13 protein-coding genes are annotated in these 13,632 nt (G+C 73.8%); 8 read left to right on the top strand and 5 right to left on the bottom strand.

What is annotated here, in order from left to right; translation table 11 throughout:
- Positions 1 to 125: 125 nt before the first annotated feature.
- The 4 genes from ACWEJX_RS25255 to ACWEJX_RS25240 all read right to left on the bottom strand — a co-directional run bounded on the left by ACWEJX_RS25255 (position 126) and on the right by ACWEJX_RS25240 (position 5,134).
- Entirely contained in the window at positions 126 to 1,664 is a 1,539-nt protein-coding gene (locus ACWEJX_RS25255) for an MFS transporter (protein WP_451609685.1), read from the bottom strand.
- A 26-nt stretch (positions 1,665 to 1,690) separates the two neighbouring features.
- A complete protein-coding gene (locus tag ACWEJX_RS25250) occupies positions 1,691 to 2,245 on the bottom strand; it encodes a TetR/AcrR family transcriptional regulator (protein WP_451609682.1) in 555 nt (184 codons plus the stop codon).
- A gap of 170 nt (positions 2,246 to 2,415) precedes the next feature.
- Positions 2,416 to 3,843 (bottom strand): argininosuccinate lyase, encoded by a 1,428-nt coding sequence (gene argH / locus ACWEJX_RS25245; protein ID WP_451609681.1) that lies wholly within the window; start codon positions 3,841 to 3,843, stop codon positions 2,416 to 2,418.
- Between the two features lie 97 nt (positions 3,844 to 3,940).
- Positions 3,941 to 5,134, bottom strand: a complete 1,194-nt coding sequence (locus ACWEJX_RS25240) for an argininosuccinate synthase (RefSeq protein WP_451609680.1) — start codon at positions 5,132 to 5,134, stop codon at positions 3,941 to 3,943.
- 129 nt (positions 5,135 to 5,263) lie between these two features.
- On the opposite strand from ACWEJX_RS25240, the gene ACWEJX_RS25235 reads away from it, so the two are divergent.
- The 8 genes from ACWEJX_RS25235 (at position 5,264) to ACWEJX_RS25200 (ending at position 13,061) form a co-directional block, all read left to right on the top strand.
- Complete coding sequence (locus ACWEJX_RS25235; RefSeq protein WP_451609679.1) at positions 5,264 to 6,607, top strand: hypothetical protein; 1,344 nt, start codon at positions 5,264 to 5,266, stop codon at positions 6,605 to 6,607.
- Between the two features lie 237 nt (positions 6,608 to 6,844).
- Positions 6,845 to 6,964, top strand: a complete 120-nt coding sequence (locus tag ACWEJX_RS25230; RefSeq protein ID WP_451609678.1) for a keywimysin-related RiPP — start codon at positions 6,845 to 6,847, stop codon at positions 6,962 to 6,964.
- Between the two features lie 110 nt (positions 6,965 to 7,074).
- The gene (locus ACWEJX_RS25225; protein ID WP_451609677.1) at positions 7,075 to 8,940 is read left to right on the top strand and encodes an asparagine synthase-related protein; all 1,866 of its coding nucleotides are present in this window, start codon (positions 7,075 to 7,077) and stop codon (positions 8,938 to 8,940) included.
- Complete coding sequence (locus tag ACWEJX_RS25220; protein WP_451609676.1) at positions 8,937 to 9,194, top strand: lasso peptide biosynthesis PqqD family chaperone; 258 nt, start codon at positions 8,937 to 8,939, stop codon at positions 9,192 to 9,194. The genes ACWEJX_RS25225 and ACWEJX_RS25220 overlap by 4 nt, the downstream gene beginning before the upstream one ends.
- A 127-nt stretch (positions 9,195 to 9,321) precedes the next feature.
- Positions 9,322 to 9,726: a lasso peptide biosynthesis B2 protein gene (locus ACWEJX_RS25215; RefSeq protein WP_451609684.1), complete on the top strand. Its 405-nt coding sequence runs from the start codon at positions 9,322 to 9,324 to the stop codon at positions 9,724 to 9,726.
- A 20-nt stretch (positions 9,727 to 9,746) separates the two neighbouring features.
- Entirely contained in the window at positions 9,747 to 11,729 is a 1,983-nt protein-coding gene (locus tag ACWEJX_RS25210) for an ABC transporter ATP-binding protein (protein ID WP_451609675.1), read from the top strand.
- Positions 11,730 to 11,737: 8 nt separating this feature from the next.
- The gene (locus ACWEJX_RS25205) at positions 11,738 to 12,343 is read left to right on the top strand and encodes a pyridoxamine 5'-phosphate oxidase family protein (protein WP_451609674.1); all 606 of its coding nucleotides are present in this window, start codon (positions 11,738 to 11,740) and stop codon (positions 12,341 to 12,343) included.
- 37 nt (positions 12,344 to 12,380) lie between these two features.
- On the top strand, positions 12,381 to 13,061 hold the full coding sequence (locus ACWEJX_RS25200) for a L,D-transpeptidase family protein (RefSeq protein WP_451609673.1): 681 nt from the start codon (positions 12,381 to 12,383) through the stop codon (positions 13,059 to 13,061).
- A 30-nt stretch (positions 13,062 to 13,091) separates the two neighbouring features.
- Here the strand turns inward: ACWEJX_RS25200 and ACWEJX_RS25195 are convergent, their stop codons facing one another.
- Positions 13,092 to 13,628: an arginine repressor gene (locus tag ACWEJX_RS25195; protein ID WP_403796947.1), complete on the bottom strand. Its 537-nt coding sequence runs from the start codon at positions 13,626 to 13,628 to the stop codon at positions 13,092 to 13,094.
- Positions 13,629 to 13,632: the final 4 nt, after the last annotated feature.

The raw sequence follows: 13,632 nt of genomic DNA, 5'->3' as shown, positions 1-13,632 counted from the left end.
GGTCCCCGCTTCTCCTCCGGTGGGGGCCCCCTTTAGTCTTTTTCCCTTTGGGGGCGCCCCCACGTTCGCGCTTCCGCGTGTCGTACGTCTCGTGCGTGTCGCGCGCGTCGTACGCGTCGTACGCGTCAGTGCTCGATGCCGTCGGCCAGCTTCTGGCCCCTGAGCAGGAACCAGGCCGCGACCGCCGTCGCGAGCAGGACCGCCGCGCCGGCGCCGGCCGCGAGGCGCAGGCCGTCGACGAAGGCGTCCTGGGCGGCGGTGACCAGGGCGTCTGCCTGGGCCGGGGCGAGGCCCGCGGCGGCCTCGACGGCGCCGCCGAGCGAGTCGTGGGCCGCGGCCGCGGTGCCGGCGGGGAGGCCGGCCGGGGCGGTGAAGTCCCGGTAGACGCCGGTCACGATGGAGCCGAGGAGCGCGATGCCGAGGGCCGCGCCCAGCTCGTACGCCGTCTCGGAGACCGCGGAGGCGGCACCGGCCTGGTCGCGGGGGACGCTGGACAGGATGACGTCGGCGGTGACGGTGAACGCGAAGCCCGCGCCCACGCCGACGACCAGCAGGCTCGCGCCGAGCAGCGGGTACGCGGTGGACTGGCCGAGCGCGGTCAGCGTCGCGAGGGCGAGGCCGATGGCGGCGAGACCGCCGGAGACGACGGACCTGACGGAGAACCGGCGGGCCACGTGGCCCGCGACCAGACCGGCCGTCACCGCGCCGACGGCGGCGGGCAGTTCGGCGAGTCCGGCCTCCAGGGGCTGGCGACCCTGGACCAGCTGGAAGAACTGGGACAGGAAGAACACCAGGCCGGACAGGCCGAGGATGGTCAGCAGGTCGGCGAGGACGGCGCCGGAGAAGCCGCGGTGGCGGAACAGGCGCATGTCCAGGAGCGGCGCCGGCAGGGTGAGCTGACGGCGCACGAACCAGGTCAGACCGCCGATGCCGAGGACCGCGGCGACCGCGGCTCCGAGGGTGGGGCCGTGGGCGGCGAGCTCCTTGACCGCGTAGACGACGCCGATCATGCCGACGAGGGAGAGACCGACGCTGGGCAGGTCCCAGGGGCCGGACTTCGGGTTCTTCGACTCGGGGATCAGCTTGGCGCCGACGAGGACCAGGACGGCCATCACGGGCAGGTTGATGAGGAAGACCGAGCCCCACCAGAAGTGTTCGAGCAGGAAGCCGCCGACGACCGGGCCCACGGCCGCGCCGGCCGAGGCCATGGCGCCCCAGATGCCGATGGCGAGGCTGCGCTCGCGCGGGTCGTGGAAGAGGTTGCGGATCAGGGCGAGCGTGGACGGCATCAGGGTGGCACCGGCGACACCGAGCAGGGCGCGGGCCAGGATCATCATCTCGGGACTGCTCGCGTAGGCGTTGAGCACGGAGAGGGCACCGAACGCGACGGCGCCGCCGAGCAGCAGCTTCTTGCGGCCGATGCGGTCGCCGAGGCTGCCCATGGAGACCAGGAGTCCGGCGATGACGAAGGAGTAGACGTCGCCGATCCACAGCAGCTGGGTGCCGGTCGGCTTGAGGTCCTCGGAGAGGAAGGGCGTCGCGAGGCCGAGGACCGTGGCGTCCACGGCCACGAGCAGCACGGCCAGGACGAGCACGGCGAGGGCGAGCCACCGGCCGGGGCGGCGGACGCCCTCGGTATGGCTCTCCGTATGGCTCTCGTGCACGGTCGCGCCCTTGACGCTGTCGGTGATCACTTCTCCACGCTCCTGCGTGCTCCGCCGAGCAGCAGCTCGGCGATCATGTACTGGTAGTCCTTGGCGGCCACCCGGCCGTCCATCACGGCCCAGGCGCCGGAGCCCACGAGCCCGTAGAAGGCCTCGGCGAGCCAGGCGGGCGTCAGGTCGATCCGGAAGACGCCCTGCTCCTGTCCGCGCCGGAAGAGCGCGGCGATGCGAGCGTCGAGGCGGGCCCAGCCCTCGTTCTGTTCCTCGCCCTCGAACAGCTGGTTCTCGGTGACGAGGAACGAGAGCAGCGGCGCGACGGGCTCGACGCCGGCGACCAGCCTGCGTACGGCCTCGTCGGCGGGCCCGTCGTCCAGCCGGGCCGCGTCGAGCGCGGCCTCCAGCTCCTCGATGGCCATCTGCTCCAGCGCCCGGATCAGCGCCTCGCGCCCGGCGAACATCCGATGCAGCGTGGCCCGCCCGATCCCGGCGGCCCGGGCGACCTCGTCCATGGTGGCGGTCGCGCGGACGCTGAGGGTGGCGGCGGCGGAGTGGAGCACCTGGGTGCGATCGACGGGTGGCATGAGACAACCATACACCGCGTGAGACATGAATGTCTCACGCGATAAATCGACGCCTCATAGAAACGCTCCCGCCCCCGGCACCGCAGAGCGGTACCGGGGGCGGGAGGGGAAGGCCGGACGGGCAGGTTCCGGGCGGCCATGAGGTCAGCGCTTGGCGGTGGCCCAGGCGGTCAGCGCTTGGCGGTGGCCCAGGCGTGCTGGATGACCAGGTCCGCCTTGACCTCGACCAGCTGGGCGGCGACCGCCGAAGGGGCCGTGCCGCCGCGGCCGTTGCGGGAGGCGAGGGCGCCGGGGACGTTGAGGACGGTGCGGACCTCGGGGGTGAGGTGCTCGGAGATCTTGGCGAACTGCTCGTCCGTCAGCTCGTCCAGTTCCTTGCCCTCCGCCTCGGCGACCTTCACGCACTCGCCGGCCACCTCGTGCGCCACCCGGAACGGGACGCCCTGCTTGACCAGCCACTCGGCGATGTCGGTGGCGAGGGAGAAGCCGGCCGGGGCGAGCTCCTCCATCCGCTCCCGGTTGACGGTGAGGGTGGCCATCATGCCGGTGAAGGCCGGCAGCAGGACCTCCAGCTGGTCGCAGGAGTCGAAGACCGGCTCCTTGTCCTCCTGGAGGTCCCGGTTGTAGGCGAGCGGCAGCGCCTTGAGCGTCGCCATCAGGCCGGACAGGTTGCCGATGAGCCGACCGGACTTGCCCCGGGCGAGCTCGGCGATGTCCGGGTTCTTCTTCTGCGGCATGATCGACGAGCCGGTGGAGAAGGCGTCGTGCAGGGTCACGAAGGAGAACTCCTTCGTGTTCCAGATGATGATCTCCTCGGCGATCCGGGAGAGGTTCACGCCGATCATCGCGGTGATGAAGGCGAACTCGGCGACGAAGTCACGGGAGGCCGTGCCGTCGATCGAGTTCCCGGCCGATCCCCGCTCGAAGCCGAGGTCCTTGGCCACGGCCTCCGGGTCGAGCCCCAGCGAGGAGCCGGCGAGCGCGCCGGATCCGTAGGGGGAGACCGCGGTCCGGGTGTCCCACTGGCGCAGCCGCTCGGCGTCCCGGGAGAGCGACTGGACGTGCGCGAGGACGTGGTGGGCGAAGAGCACCGGCTGGGCGTGCTGGAGGTGCGTCCGGCCGGGCATGGCGACGTCCGGGTGCGCCTCGGCGAGGCCGACGAGCGCGTCCTGGAGCTCGGCGATCAGGCCGCCGATGATCCGGGCGTGGTCCCGCAGGTACATCCGGAAGAGCGTGGCGACCTGGTCGTTGCGGGACCGGCCGGCCCGCAGCTTGCCGCCGAGCTCGGCGCCGAGCCGCTCCAGGAGGCCGCGCTCCAGGGCGGTGTGGACGTCCTCGTCGGCGATGGTCCCGACGAAGGAGCCGTCGGCGACGTCCGCCTCCAGCTGGTCCAGGCCGGCCAGCATGCGGGTCAGCTCGTCCTCGGTGAGCAGCCCGGCCTTGTGCAGCACGCGGGCGTGCGCACGGGAACCGGCGATGTCGTACGGCGCGAGCCGCCAGTCGAAGTGGACGGACGCGGACAGCTTCGCCAGGGCCTCGGCGGGCCCGTCGGCGAACCGGCCGCCCCAGAGCCGGACGTCACCGTTGTTGCTGCTCACTGCTGTGCTCCTCAGGACAGTGTCTGGATGTGCCGCCGCCTCCCTGCCGTACCAACGGCGTACGAGACAGGGAGGCGGCTTGTTCAACGTGCGGGGGTCAGCCCAGGTCGCGCTTCGCGGCGATCTTCGCCGAGAGGGCGAAGATGTCGATGAAGCCCTGCGCCTTCGACTGGTCGAACGTGTCGCCGGTGTCGTACGTGGCCAGGTTGAAGTCGTAGAGCGACTCCTCGGACTTCCGGCCGGTGACGACCGCGCGGCCGCCGTGCAGGGTCATCCGGATGTCGCCGGTGACGTGCTGGTTGGCCTCGTTGATGAAGCCGTCCAGGGCGCGCTTGAGCGGCGAGAACCACATGCCGTCGTAGACGAGCTCGCCCCAGCGCTGCTCGACCTGCCGCTTGTAGCGGGCCAGCTCGCGCTCGACGGTGACGTTCTCCAGCTCCTGGTGGGCGGTGATCAGGGCGATCGCGCCGGGAGCCTCGTACACCTCGCGGGACTTGATGCCGACGAGACGGTCCTCGACCATGTCGATCCGGCCGATGCCCTGGGCGCCGGCGCGCTCGTTGAGCTGCTGGATGGCCTGGAGCACGGTGACGGGCTTGCCGTCGACGGCGACCGGGACGCCCTCCTTGAAGGAGATGACGACCTCGTCGGGCTCGCGGGCGACCGCCGGGTTCTGGGTGTACTCGTAGATGTCCTCGATCGGGGCGTTCCAGATGTCCTCGAGGAAGCCGGTCTCGATGGCGCGGCCGAAGACGTTCTGGTCGATGGAGTACGGGGACTTCTTGGTGGTCGCGATCGGCAGGTCCGCCTTCTCGGCGAAGGCGATGGCCTTGTCGCGGGTCATCGCGTAGTCACGGACCGGGGCGATGCACTTCAGGTCGGGGCCGAGGGCCTGGATGCCGGCCTCGAAGCGGACCTGGTCGTTGCCCTTGCCGGTGCAGCCGTGGGCGACGATCGAGGCGTCGTGCTTCTTGGCGGCGGCGACGAGGTGCTTGACGATGGCCGGCCGCGAGAGGGCGGAGACCAGCGGGTAGCGGTCCATGTAGAGGGCGTTGGCCTTGATCGCCGGGAGGCAGTACTCGTCGGCGAACTCGTCCTTGGCGTCCGCGACCTCGGCCTCGACCGCACCGCAGGCGAGCGCGCGCTTGCGGATGACGTCCAGGTCCTCGCCGCCCTGGCCGACGTCCACGGCGACGGCGATGACCTCGGCACCCGTCTCCTCGGCGATCCAGCCGATGGCGACGGAGGTGTCCAGGCCGCCCGAGTAGGCGAGTACGACGCGCTCGGTCACGGGGTTCTCCTTACCTTGCAACCACTGATGGGTATAACTATGCAGTCCTCCGTATGGTTTGTCAAAGCACTCTCATGACGGAGGGAAAATCGCAGGCCAGAGGGGGTGCGCGCGCTCTAGGCTCCGTGCATGAGCAGCGAGGAGATGCCGCTGAACGCGGCGATACGGCGACTCGCGCGCGGGCGCGAGCTCGCCCAGGTCATCGACGCCACGCGCCCCGGCGCGTGGACCGCCCTCGACGAAGGCATCCGCATCGCGATCGGCTACGGCGAGATCGAGCGGCCCGCCCACCCCTGGATGAGCACGAGCCGCCTCACCGCCGCCCTGCGCGCCCCCGCGCCCACGGGGTCACAGCTCGCCCTCGCCCTGTGCGACCCCAGCGGCCTCGTCCGCGAAGCCGCCCTGCCCCACGCGGCCCGCCACCCCGCCGTCCTGCCCCTGGTCGCCGTGCGCGCCACCGACTGGGCCGCTCCGGTACGGGAACGGGCGCGCGAGGTCCTGGCCGCGGCCCTCCCCGGCGCGGACGCCGCCACCCTCGGCACGACCGCACCGGTGATCCTCCGGCTGAAGGGCCGATTGCGCGGCGGCGAGGGCGTGGCCCTCCTCCAGGACGCCCTGCGCTCCGTCCCGCCCGCCACCGTCACCGCCCTCTTCCGCAACCGGGACCGCCCCACCCGGCGACTCGCCTTCGCCGCGGCCATCGAGCGCGGCCTGCTCGACGCACGCGAGCTGGCCCGGATCGCCGCGTACGACGACGACGCGGCCGTACGGAACCGGGCCGCCGACGCCGCGCTCGCCGTGGGCGTGCCCGACGAGACGCTGCCGCTGCTGCTCGGCGCGCGTTCCGGCGCGGTGCGCTCGGCCGGGGTGATCGCGCTGCGGAAGGCCGGCCGCACGGCGGAGGCGGAGCCGTTCCTCTACGACCGGTCGGGTCTCGTCCGGGCCTGCGCCCGCTGGGTGCTCCGGCAGGACGGCCGGGATCCTCTGCCGCTCTACCGGGCGGCCTGCGCCGATGCGGCGACCGTGCCCGACCGGGCGCCGCTCGGGCTCGCCGAGTGCGGCGACCGGAAGGAGGACGCGGCTGTGCTGTGGGAGCTGGCCGGGCACGAGCGCGACCACGTGCGCACCTCCGCCGTCATGGGCCTGCGCCTCTTCGAGGCGGACTTCACCCGGCTGCTGCCGCTGCTCGACGACCCGGCGCCCGGTGTCGTACGGGAGGCGGCCCGGGCCCTGCTGCCGCAGGCCGGCCGGCTGCCGGAGGCGGAGTTGCTGCGCCGCACGGGGCCGGGACGGCCGGTGCACGTCCGCGTCCGGGCGTTGCGCCTGCTGCGCGAGCACGGCTCCGTCGCGTACCAGGAGACGGCCCGGCGGCTCGTCGAGGACCCGGATCCGGTGCTGCGGATGCGGGTGCGACGGGCACTCGGGGTGCGGCGGGCACTCGGCGGCGAGGAGCCGCGTCCCGCCGCGGAGTAGATGACTGGCAAAGAGGGACGTACTAGCCTGGAAGTGCACGGACCGATCGGCGCCCGGCGCGTGACGCGCCCGGCTCCGCCTGGAGTTCCACAGAGCGATTCAGGGTCCGCGCTCAAGTCCTCGTGTCCCTCGGCGGGTTCACCCCTGCCACCCGGGCGCGTTCACCGGACGCGGTCCCGGCCCCAGGCGGGGGCCGCGGGTTGTCCGAGCCGTGACGCGAGAGGAGGTGCAACCCACATGCGTGCGTACGAGCGCCCGATGCTGACTCGGGTCGGCTCCTTCCGCAAGGAGACCGGGAGGCCGATCCGGAAGGGCAAGGGTCCTCCGGACATCCTCTTCAAGGGCAATCTCCTCTGAAACAGCCGCTGAAGGGCCGCTGAGAAGTGGAGTCGGTCCCCTCAGGATCTCCGACGAGCGACGGCGGGTGCCGGACACCCGTCGTCCTCCTGGCGAACAGGACCGTGGTGATGCCGGTGCGCTCCGAACTCGCCGCCGTTCCCTCCTGGTTCGTCGTCCTTCCGGACACTCCGGCGGCCGCCGCCCTCGCTGACGTCGCCTCACTGGGCGGCGCGCGGCGGATGGTCCGTCACCCCTCCGGCCGCCCCTGGCTGGTGGGCCGGTGGGACGAGGACACCTGCGCGACCGGGCAGGCCGGGGACAACGGGCTCGTTCTCATGGGGGAGTTCGGGCCCGTCCCGCTCGACGGGGCGGCGGCGCGGCTGCGCACGGTCGCCGACGTCGACGCGGTGGCCCGTCGTCTCACCGGCAGCTGCCATCTTCTCGCCTCCGTGTCCGGCGTGGTGCGCGCCCAGGGCGCGGTCAGCGGGTTCCGGCGGCTCTTCCACTCCACCGTCGACGGCGTCACCATCGCTTCCGACCGGGCCGACGTGGCGGCGGCCCTCGGCCGCACCGGCCCGGACCCGCGGCGGCTCGCCCTCCACCTCCTCGACCCGCCCGTCCTCCACCCCCTCACGTACCGGTCCCTGTGGCGAGGCGTCTCGGACCTGCCGCCCGACCACTTCCTCACCCTGGAGCCCGACGGACGCGCGCGCCGGGTCCGCTGGTGGCGGCCTCCCCCACCCGAAGTGCCCCTGGCCGAGGGCGCCGTCGCGTTCGCCGAGGCGTTGCGGGCGGCCGTGGAGGCCAGGGTCCGCGGCCGTGAGCGGGTCAGCAGCGATCTGAGCGGCCTGGACTCGACCGCGCTGTGCGCCCTGGCGGCCCGGTCCGCGCCGGAGGTCGTCGCCTGCACCGCCGCCGGCCCGGACCCGCTCGACGACGACGTGCGGTACGCCCGCCTCACCGCGAGCGCGCTTCCGCGGATCGACCACCTGGTCATCCCGGCCGACGAGATGCCGGAGATCTACCAGGGACTGCTCGGCACGGGCGGGCCGCTGGACGAGCTGCTCGACGAGCCCTGCGGCGGCATCGCGGACCACGCCCGGTGGGCGGCCGTCGTCGGCCGGGCCGCGGAGCGCGGCTCGCGCCTGCATCTGAGCGGCTTCGGCGGGGACGAGGTGCTGGGCTGCGCCACCACCCATCTGCGCACGCTGCTGCGCCGCCGGCCGGCGACCGCCCTGCACGAGCTGCGTGGTTTCGCCGCCGCCCACCGCTGGTCGCGTGCCCGGATGCTCCGGGAACTGTGCGACGGACGGTCCTACGGCGCCTGGCTGCGCGGCGCGGCCGACCGGCTGACCACTCCCCCGCCGCCCGACCCGGACGCCGGGGCGCTCGGCTGGGGACCCACGCCCCGCCTCGCGCCGTGGGTCACCGCGGACGCGGCCGACGCCGTGCGCGAGCTGATCCGGGCCGAGGCTCCGACGGCCCGGCCGCTGTCCGCGGACCGGGGCCTGCACGACGACCTCGTCGGGATCCGCGAGTCCGCCCGACCGGTCCGCCAGATCAGCCGCCTCGCCGCCCGCCTCGGCGTGACCCTCACCGCGCCCTACTACGACGACCGCGTCCTGGAGGCGGGACTCGCGGTCCGGCCGGAGGACAAGCGCCCGCCGTCCGCGTACAAGCCGCTGGTCAAGGAGGCGATGCGCGGCATCGTCCCCGCGGCGAGCCTGGACCGGCCGGCCAAGTCCCCCGGCATGTGCGACCTGGACGCCGCCCTGCGGGCCCACCGCGCGGAGGTGCTCGCGCTCTTCGACGGCTCCCGGCTCGGCCGGCTCGGGCTGATCGACGAGGCCGCGCTGCGCGACCTGTGTACCGGCCCGCTCCGCAACCACCCCTACGACCTGCACGACGCGCTCTACCAGGCGGTGGCCTGCGAACTCTGGCTGCGGGCCCGGGAACGCGCCACCACCGGCCCGACCGTGGGAGCCCCGCCATGACACTCACCCTGCGCACCGGCGTGTCCTGCGCCGAGACCGACTACGGGACGGCCCTGCTCGACGAGGAGAGCGGCGAGTACTGGGAGCTGAACCCCACCGGCAGCCAGGTCCTGCGCACCCTCCTGGCCGGCGGCACTCCCGAGCAGGCGGTGCGCGAGCTGACGCGGGACTACGACGTGGACGACGACAGTGCGCGGGACGACGTACGGCAGTTGGTCGAGGCGCTCGAGTCGTCCGGACTGGTGGAGCGGTGACGCCGGGCCCCGGCGCACCGGCCGCCGCCCGCCCGTGCGGAGCGGGGGTCCACGCGCGGAGCAGTGCAGGGAGCCGTTCGTGGAGCTGCTGGTGGAGCCGTTCGTGGAGCCGCTCACCGAGCCGTTCGTGGAGAGGAGCGGTCCGGTGGCCACGGTGACAGGGGTACGGGCCCTGGAGGCCCGTCTCACCGTCGGCGTCGCCCGGCTGCTGGCCCGGCGTTCGCCCCGGAGGATGCGCGCGGTGCTCGGCGCGGTGAGCCGCGGTGCCCGTCCGGCTCGTTACGAGGAGGCCCGCGCGGCCCGGGACGCGGTGACCGCCGTCAGCATGCGCTGCGCCGCGCCCGAGGGGTGCCTGCCCCGGTCCCTGGCGACCGCCCTGCTGTGCCGGCTGCACGGACGATGGCCGACGTGGTGCGTGGGGGTGCGCCGGCTGCCGCCGTTCGCCGCGCACGCCTGGGTGGAGGCGGAGGGCGTGCCGGTCGGCGAGGACCACCCGCCCGACTACTTCCGGACCTTCTTCACCGTGCCATGACGATGAAGAGGCACCGTGCCATGAGGGACCGCGGCGGCGGGCGGCTCACCGGCCCGCGCGAGATCCTGCGGGTGCTGCGCGGACACCGGCGGTGGATCGTCGGCGCCGTGTCGCTGACCGTGCTCGCCTCCGCGCTCGGCCTGGCCCAGCCCCTGGTGGTCCGGCGGGTGATCGAGTCGGCCGGGGCGGGAGCGGCCGTCGCGGGTCCCGTCGCCCTGCTGGTCGTCCTGTTCCTCGCCCAGGCCCTTGTCCAGGCGGTCGCGGGCTACGTCCTCGCTCGCACCGGCGAGGGCGTCGTCCTCGGCATCCGGCTCGACCTCGTCGAGCATCTGCTGCGGCTGCCGATGAGGACCTACGACCGGTACCGGACCGGTGACCTGATCGCGCGCACGAGCGCCGACAGCACCGCGCTGCGCCTGCTGATCGCGGAGGGGTTCACCGACGCGGTCAGCGGCGTCGTCGGGCTGGCCGGGGTGGCCGTCCTGATGATCTGGCTCGACTGGTTCCTGTTCCTGATCGTCCTCGCCCTGATCGCGCTGGGCGGGCTGCTGGTCGCCTCCGTGCTGCGCGGGATCGCGCGCGCCTCGCTCCGCGCCCAGCGGGCCACCGGAGCGATGACCGCGGAGCTGGAACGGGCCCTCGGCGCCATCCGGACGGTACGGGCCAGCCGGGCCGAACGACGCGAGGCGGACCGCATCGGCGCGCAGGCCGAGGCCGCCTTCTCCGCGAGCGTCCGGGTGGGACGGCTCGACGCGGTGGTCGCGCCGGCGATCGAACTGACCGTGCAGGGCTCGTTCCTGCTGGTCCTGCTCATCGGCGGCGTGCGCGTCGCGGACCAGGGCACCTCGGTCGCCGACCTGGCCGCCTTCCTGCTCTACATGCTCTTCCTCGTGGGGCCGGTCGGCGCGGTGTTCCAGGCGGTGAGCACCCTGCAGCAGGGTGCGGGCGCGCTGCGGCGGATCACCGAGATCCTCGACCTGCCGAGCGAGCCCGAAGCCGTTCCCGAAGCCCCGGACGTCGTCCGGCGGAGCCCGGCGGCCGTACACGGGAACCCAAACGCCGTCCGGCGGAGCCCGGAGGTCGTGCATGGGAGCCCGGAGACCGTGCAGCGGAGCCCGGCGGTCGGGCGCGGGAGCCCGGCGGTCGTGCGCGGGAGCCCGGCGGTCGTGCGCGGGAGCCCGGCGGCCGGTTCCGAAGCCCCGGCCGCCGTCTCCTCAGCGCCGTCGCCCCGGCCCGGGCACCGCCCGCCGGTGCTGGAGTTCCAGGACGTGTGGTTCGGCTACGACCCCGGGCGGCCGGTCCTGCGCGGGGTGTCGTTCCGGGTCCCCGCGCAGGGCCATGTCGCCCTCGTCGGCAGTTCCGGCGCCGGCAAGTCGACGGTCTTCGCCCTCGCCGAGCGCTTCTACGACCCCGACCGCGGCGTGCTCCTCTTCGAGGGCCGCGACGTCCGGACGCTCAGCCGCGCCGAGCACCGGGCGCGGATCGGGCTCGTCGAGCAGCACGCTCCGGTGCTGTACGGCACGCTGCGGGAGAACCTGCTCTACGCCGCCCCGGAGGCCGGCGCCGAGGAGGTGGGCCGGGCCGTGGAGCTGGCCCAGCTGTCCGAGCTGGTGGCCCGGCTGCCGCGCGGCCTCGACACCGACGCCGGGGAACACGGCATGGCCCTCTCGGGCGGCGAACGCCAGCGCGTCGCGATCGCGCGGTCCCTGCTGAGCCGCCCCGGTCTGCTGCTGCTCGACGAGCCGACCGCCCACCTGGACGCGGTGAACGAGGCGGCCCTGCGCCGTTCGATCGAGCAGGCCGCCGCCGAGTGCGCGGTGCTGGTCATCGCCCATCGGCTGTCGACGATCCGTGCCGCGGACCTGATCATCGTGCTCGACGGCGGCCGGGTCGCCGCCACGGGGAGCCATGAGGACCTCCTCGACCGCTGTGCCCCGTACCGGCTCCTGTGCCGTGCCCAACAGACGAAACGGCCCGCCGCACACGGCGGGGGAAACCGATAATCCGTCACATGGGAAAAACGTATGAACGCATCGACGGACGTCTCCGCGCCTTCATCGAGGTCCAGCCGGTCTTCTTCACCGCCACCGCGCCGCTCGCGGGCGACGGTCATGTGAACCTCTCTCCCAAGGGTCGCCGGGGCACGCTCGTCGTGCTCGACGAACTGACCCTGGCCTACGTGGACTTCGGCGGCAGCGGCGCCGAGACGCTGGCGCACCTGCGGGAGCCGGGCAACGGCCGGATCACGCTCATGTGGACGGCGTTCTCCGGGCCGCCCACCGTGGTGCGGGTGCACGGCACGGGCGAGGTGGTGCTCCGGGACGACCCGCGCTTCGCCGGGCTGTTCGCCCGCTTCCCGGCCGAGGCGGTCGAGGGGCAGGGCGGTGTGCGGGCGATCGTCGTGGTGCACGCCCGGCGGGTCAGCGACGCCTGCGGCTACGCCGTGCCGCTGATGGAGTACCAGGAGGACCGGCAACTGCACGCGGACCACTTCAACCGCAAGACGGAGGAGGAGTTCGACGCGTACTGCGCCCGCAAGGACCACGTGGCGACCAGCCTGGACGGGCTGCCCGCGCTGCCGCTCCCGCTGCCGCCGCTCCCCCGCCCGGCTCAGTAGCGTGGCGGAGCGCGGGCCGGGCGCCTAGCGTCGCGCCATGCGTACCCTTCTGGCGCTCGGCGTGCTGCTGTTCCCCCTCGCCCAGCCGCCCGCTCCCCTCCCCGCGCGGATGGCGGACACCGGCGGCGGCTCGCAGCTGATCACGGCCGAGGCCGCGGACACCGGCGCCACGACCGGGACGGTCACCTGGTGGGACCGGCGCGGCGGCCGGTGGGTCGGGGCCGGATCCGCGCCGGCGCGCTTCGGGGCGAACGGGCTCGCCGAGGGGACGGCCCGGCGGCAGGGCACGAACACCACGCCGACCGGGCTCTACGGGCTCCCGTACGCCTTCGGGACGGCGCCCGCGCCCACCGGGACGACGTACGGGTACGCGCGGGTCACCGAGCGGTCCTGGTGGTGCCAGGACAACGCGTCGGCCTCGTACAACCGCTGGGTGGAGGGGCTGCCGCCAGACTGCCGGGCCGCCGAGGCGGAGCACCTGTCGGCGTACCAGACGCAGTACGCGCACGCGCTGGTCATCGGCTTCAACTACGCCCGTCCGGTGCGCGGGCGTGGCGCCGGGATCTTCCTGCATGTGAACGGGCGCGGGGCGACGGCCGGTTGTGTGTCCGTGCCGGCGGAGGCGATGCGCCGGATCCTCGCCTGGGCGGATCCGGCCCGCCGTCCGCACATCGCCATCGGCACGCGGGGCGGGCCGATGGCGATCACGCGGTACTGAACGGCTGAACGGCTGAGCGCCTGAGCGGCGTCAGCGCTCCTTCTGCGCGAGGCGCAGCAGGTGGTCGGCGAGCGCCTGCCCGCCGGTCGGGTCGCGGGAGATGAGCAGCAGCGTGTCGTCGCCCGCGATCGTGCCGAGGATCGCGTTCAGCTCGGCCTGGTCGATGGCCGACGCGAGGAACTGGGCGGCGCCCGGCGGGGTGCGCAGCACCACCAGGTTGGCGGACGCCTCGGCGGAGATCAGCAGTTCGCCGGAGAGGCGGCGCATCCGCTCCTCCTTGGCGGACTCGCCGAGCGGGGCCTGCGGGGTGCGGAAGCCGCCCTCGCTGGGCACCGCGTAGATCAGTTCGCCGCCCGTGTTGCGGATCTTCACCGCGCCCAGCTCGTCGAGGTCGCGGGAGAGCGTCGCCTGGGTGACGCTCAGTCCGTCGTCCGCGAGGAGCTTGGCCAGCTGGCTCTGCGAGCGCACCGGCTGCCGGTTGAGGATGTCGACGATCCTGCGGTGGCGGGCGGTGCGGGTCTGCGGAACGGACGGCCCGGCGTGTTCGTGTTCCTGCGCGTCGGTCATCGTC

This window comes from Streptomyces sp. NPDC004788, from assembly GCF_053601115.1.
Note: the sequence above shows the minus strand (reverse complement) of the source record. Positions and strands in the feature narration are given on the sequence as shown.

Bases quoted from the DNA above. Each gene is read 5' to 3' on its own strand.
- ACWEJX_RS25235 (WP_451609679.1), top strand. From the start codon at position 5,264: ATGAGCAGCGAGGAGATGCCGCTGAACGCGGCGATACGGCGACTCGCG.
- ACWEJX_RS25195 (WP_403796947.1), bottom strand. From the start codon at position 13,628: ATGACCGACGCGCAGGAACACGAACACGCCGGGCCGTCCGTTCCGCAG.
- ACWEJX_RS25225 (WP_451609677.1), top strand. From the start codon at position 7,075: ATGCCGGTGCGCTCCGAACTCGCCGCCGTTCCCTCCTGGTTCGTCGTC.
- ACWEJX_RS25200 (WP_451609673.1), top strand. From the start codon at position 12,381: ATGCGTACCCTTCTGGCGCTCGGCGTGCTGCTGTTCCCCCTCGCCCAG.
- ACWEJX_RS25250 (WP_451609682.1), bottom strand. From the start codon at position 2,245: ATGCCACCCGTCGATCGCACCCAGGTGCTCCACTCCGCCGCCGCCACC.
- ACWEJX_RS25210 (WP_451609675.1), top strand. From the start codon at position 9,747: ATGAGGGACCGCGGCGGCGGGCGGCTCACCGGCCCGCGCGAGATCCTG.
- ACWEJX_RS25230 (WP_451609678.1), top strand. From the start codon at position 6,845: ATGCGTGCGTACGAGCGCCCGATGCTGACTCGGGTCGGCTCCTTCCGC.
- ACWEJX_RS25205 (WP_451609674.1), top strand. From the start codon at position 11,738: ATGGGAAAAACGTATGAACGCATCGACGGACGTCTCCGCGCCTTCATC.
- ACWEJX_RS25220 (WP_451609676.1), top strand. From the start codon at position 8,937: ATGACACTCACCCTGCGCACCGGCGTGTCCTGCGCCGAGACCGACTAC.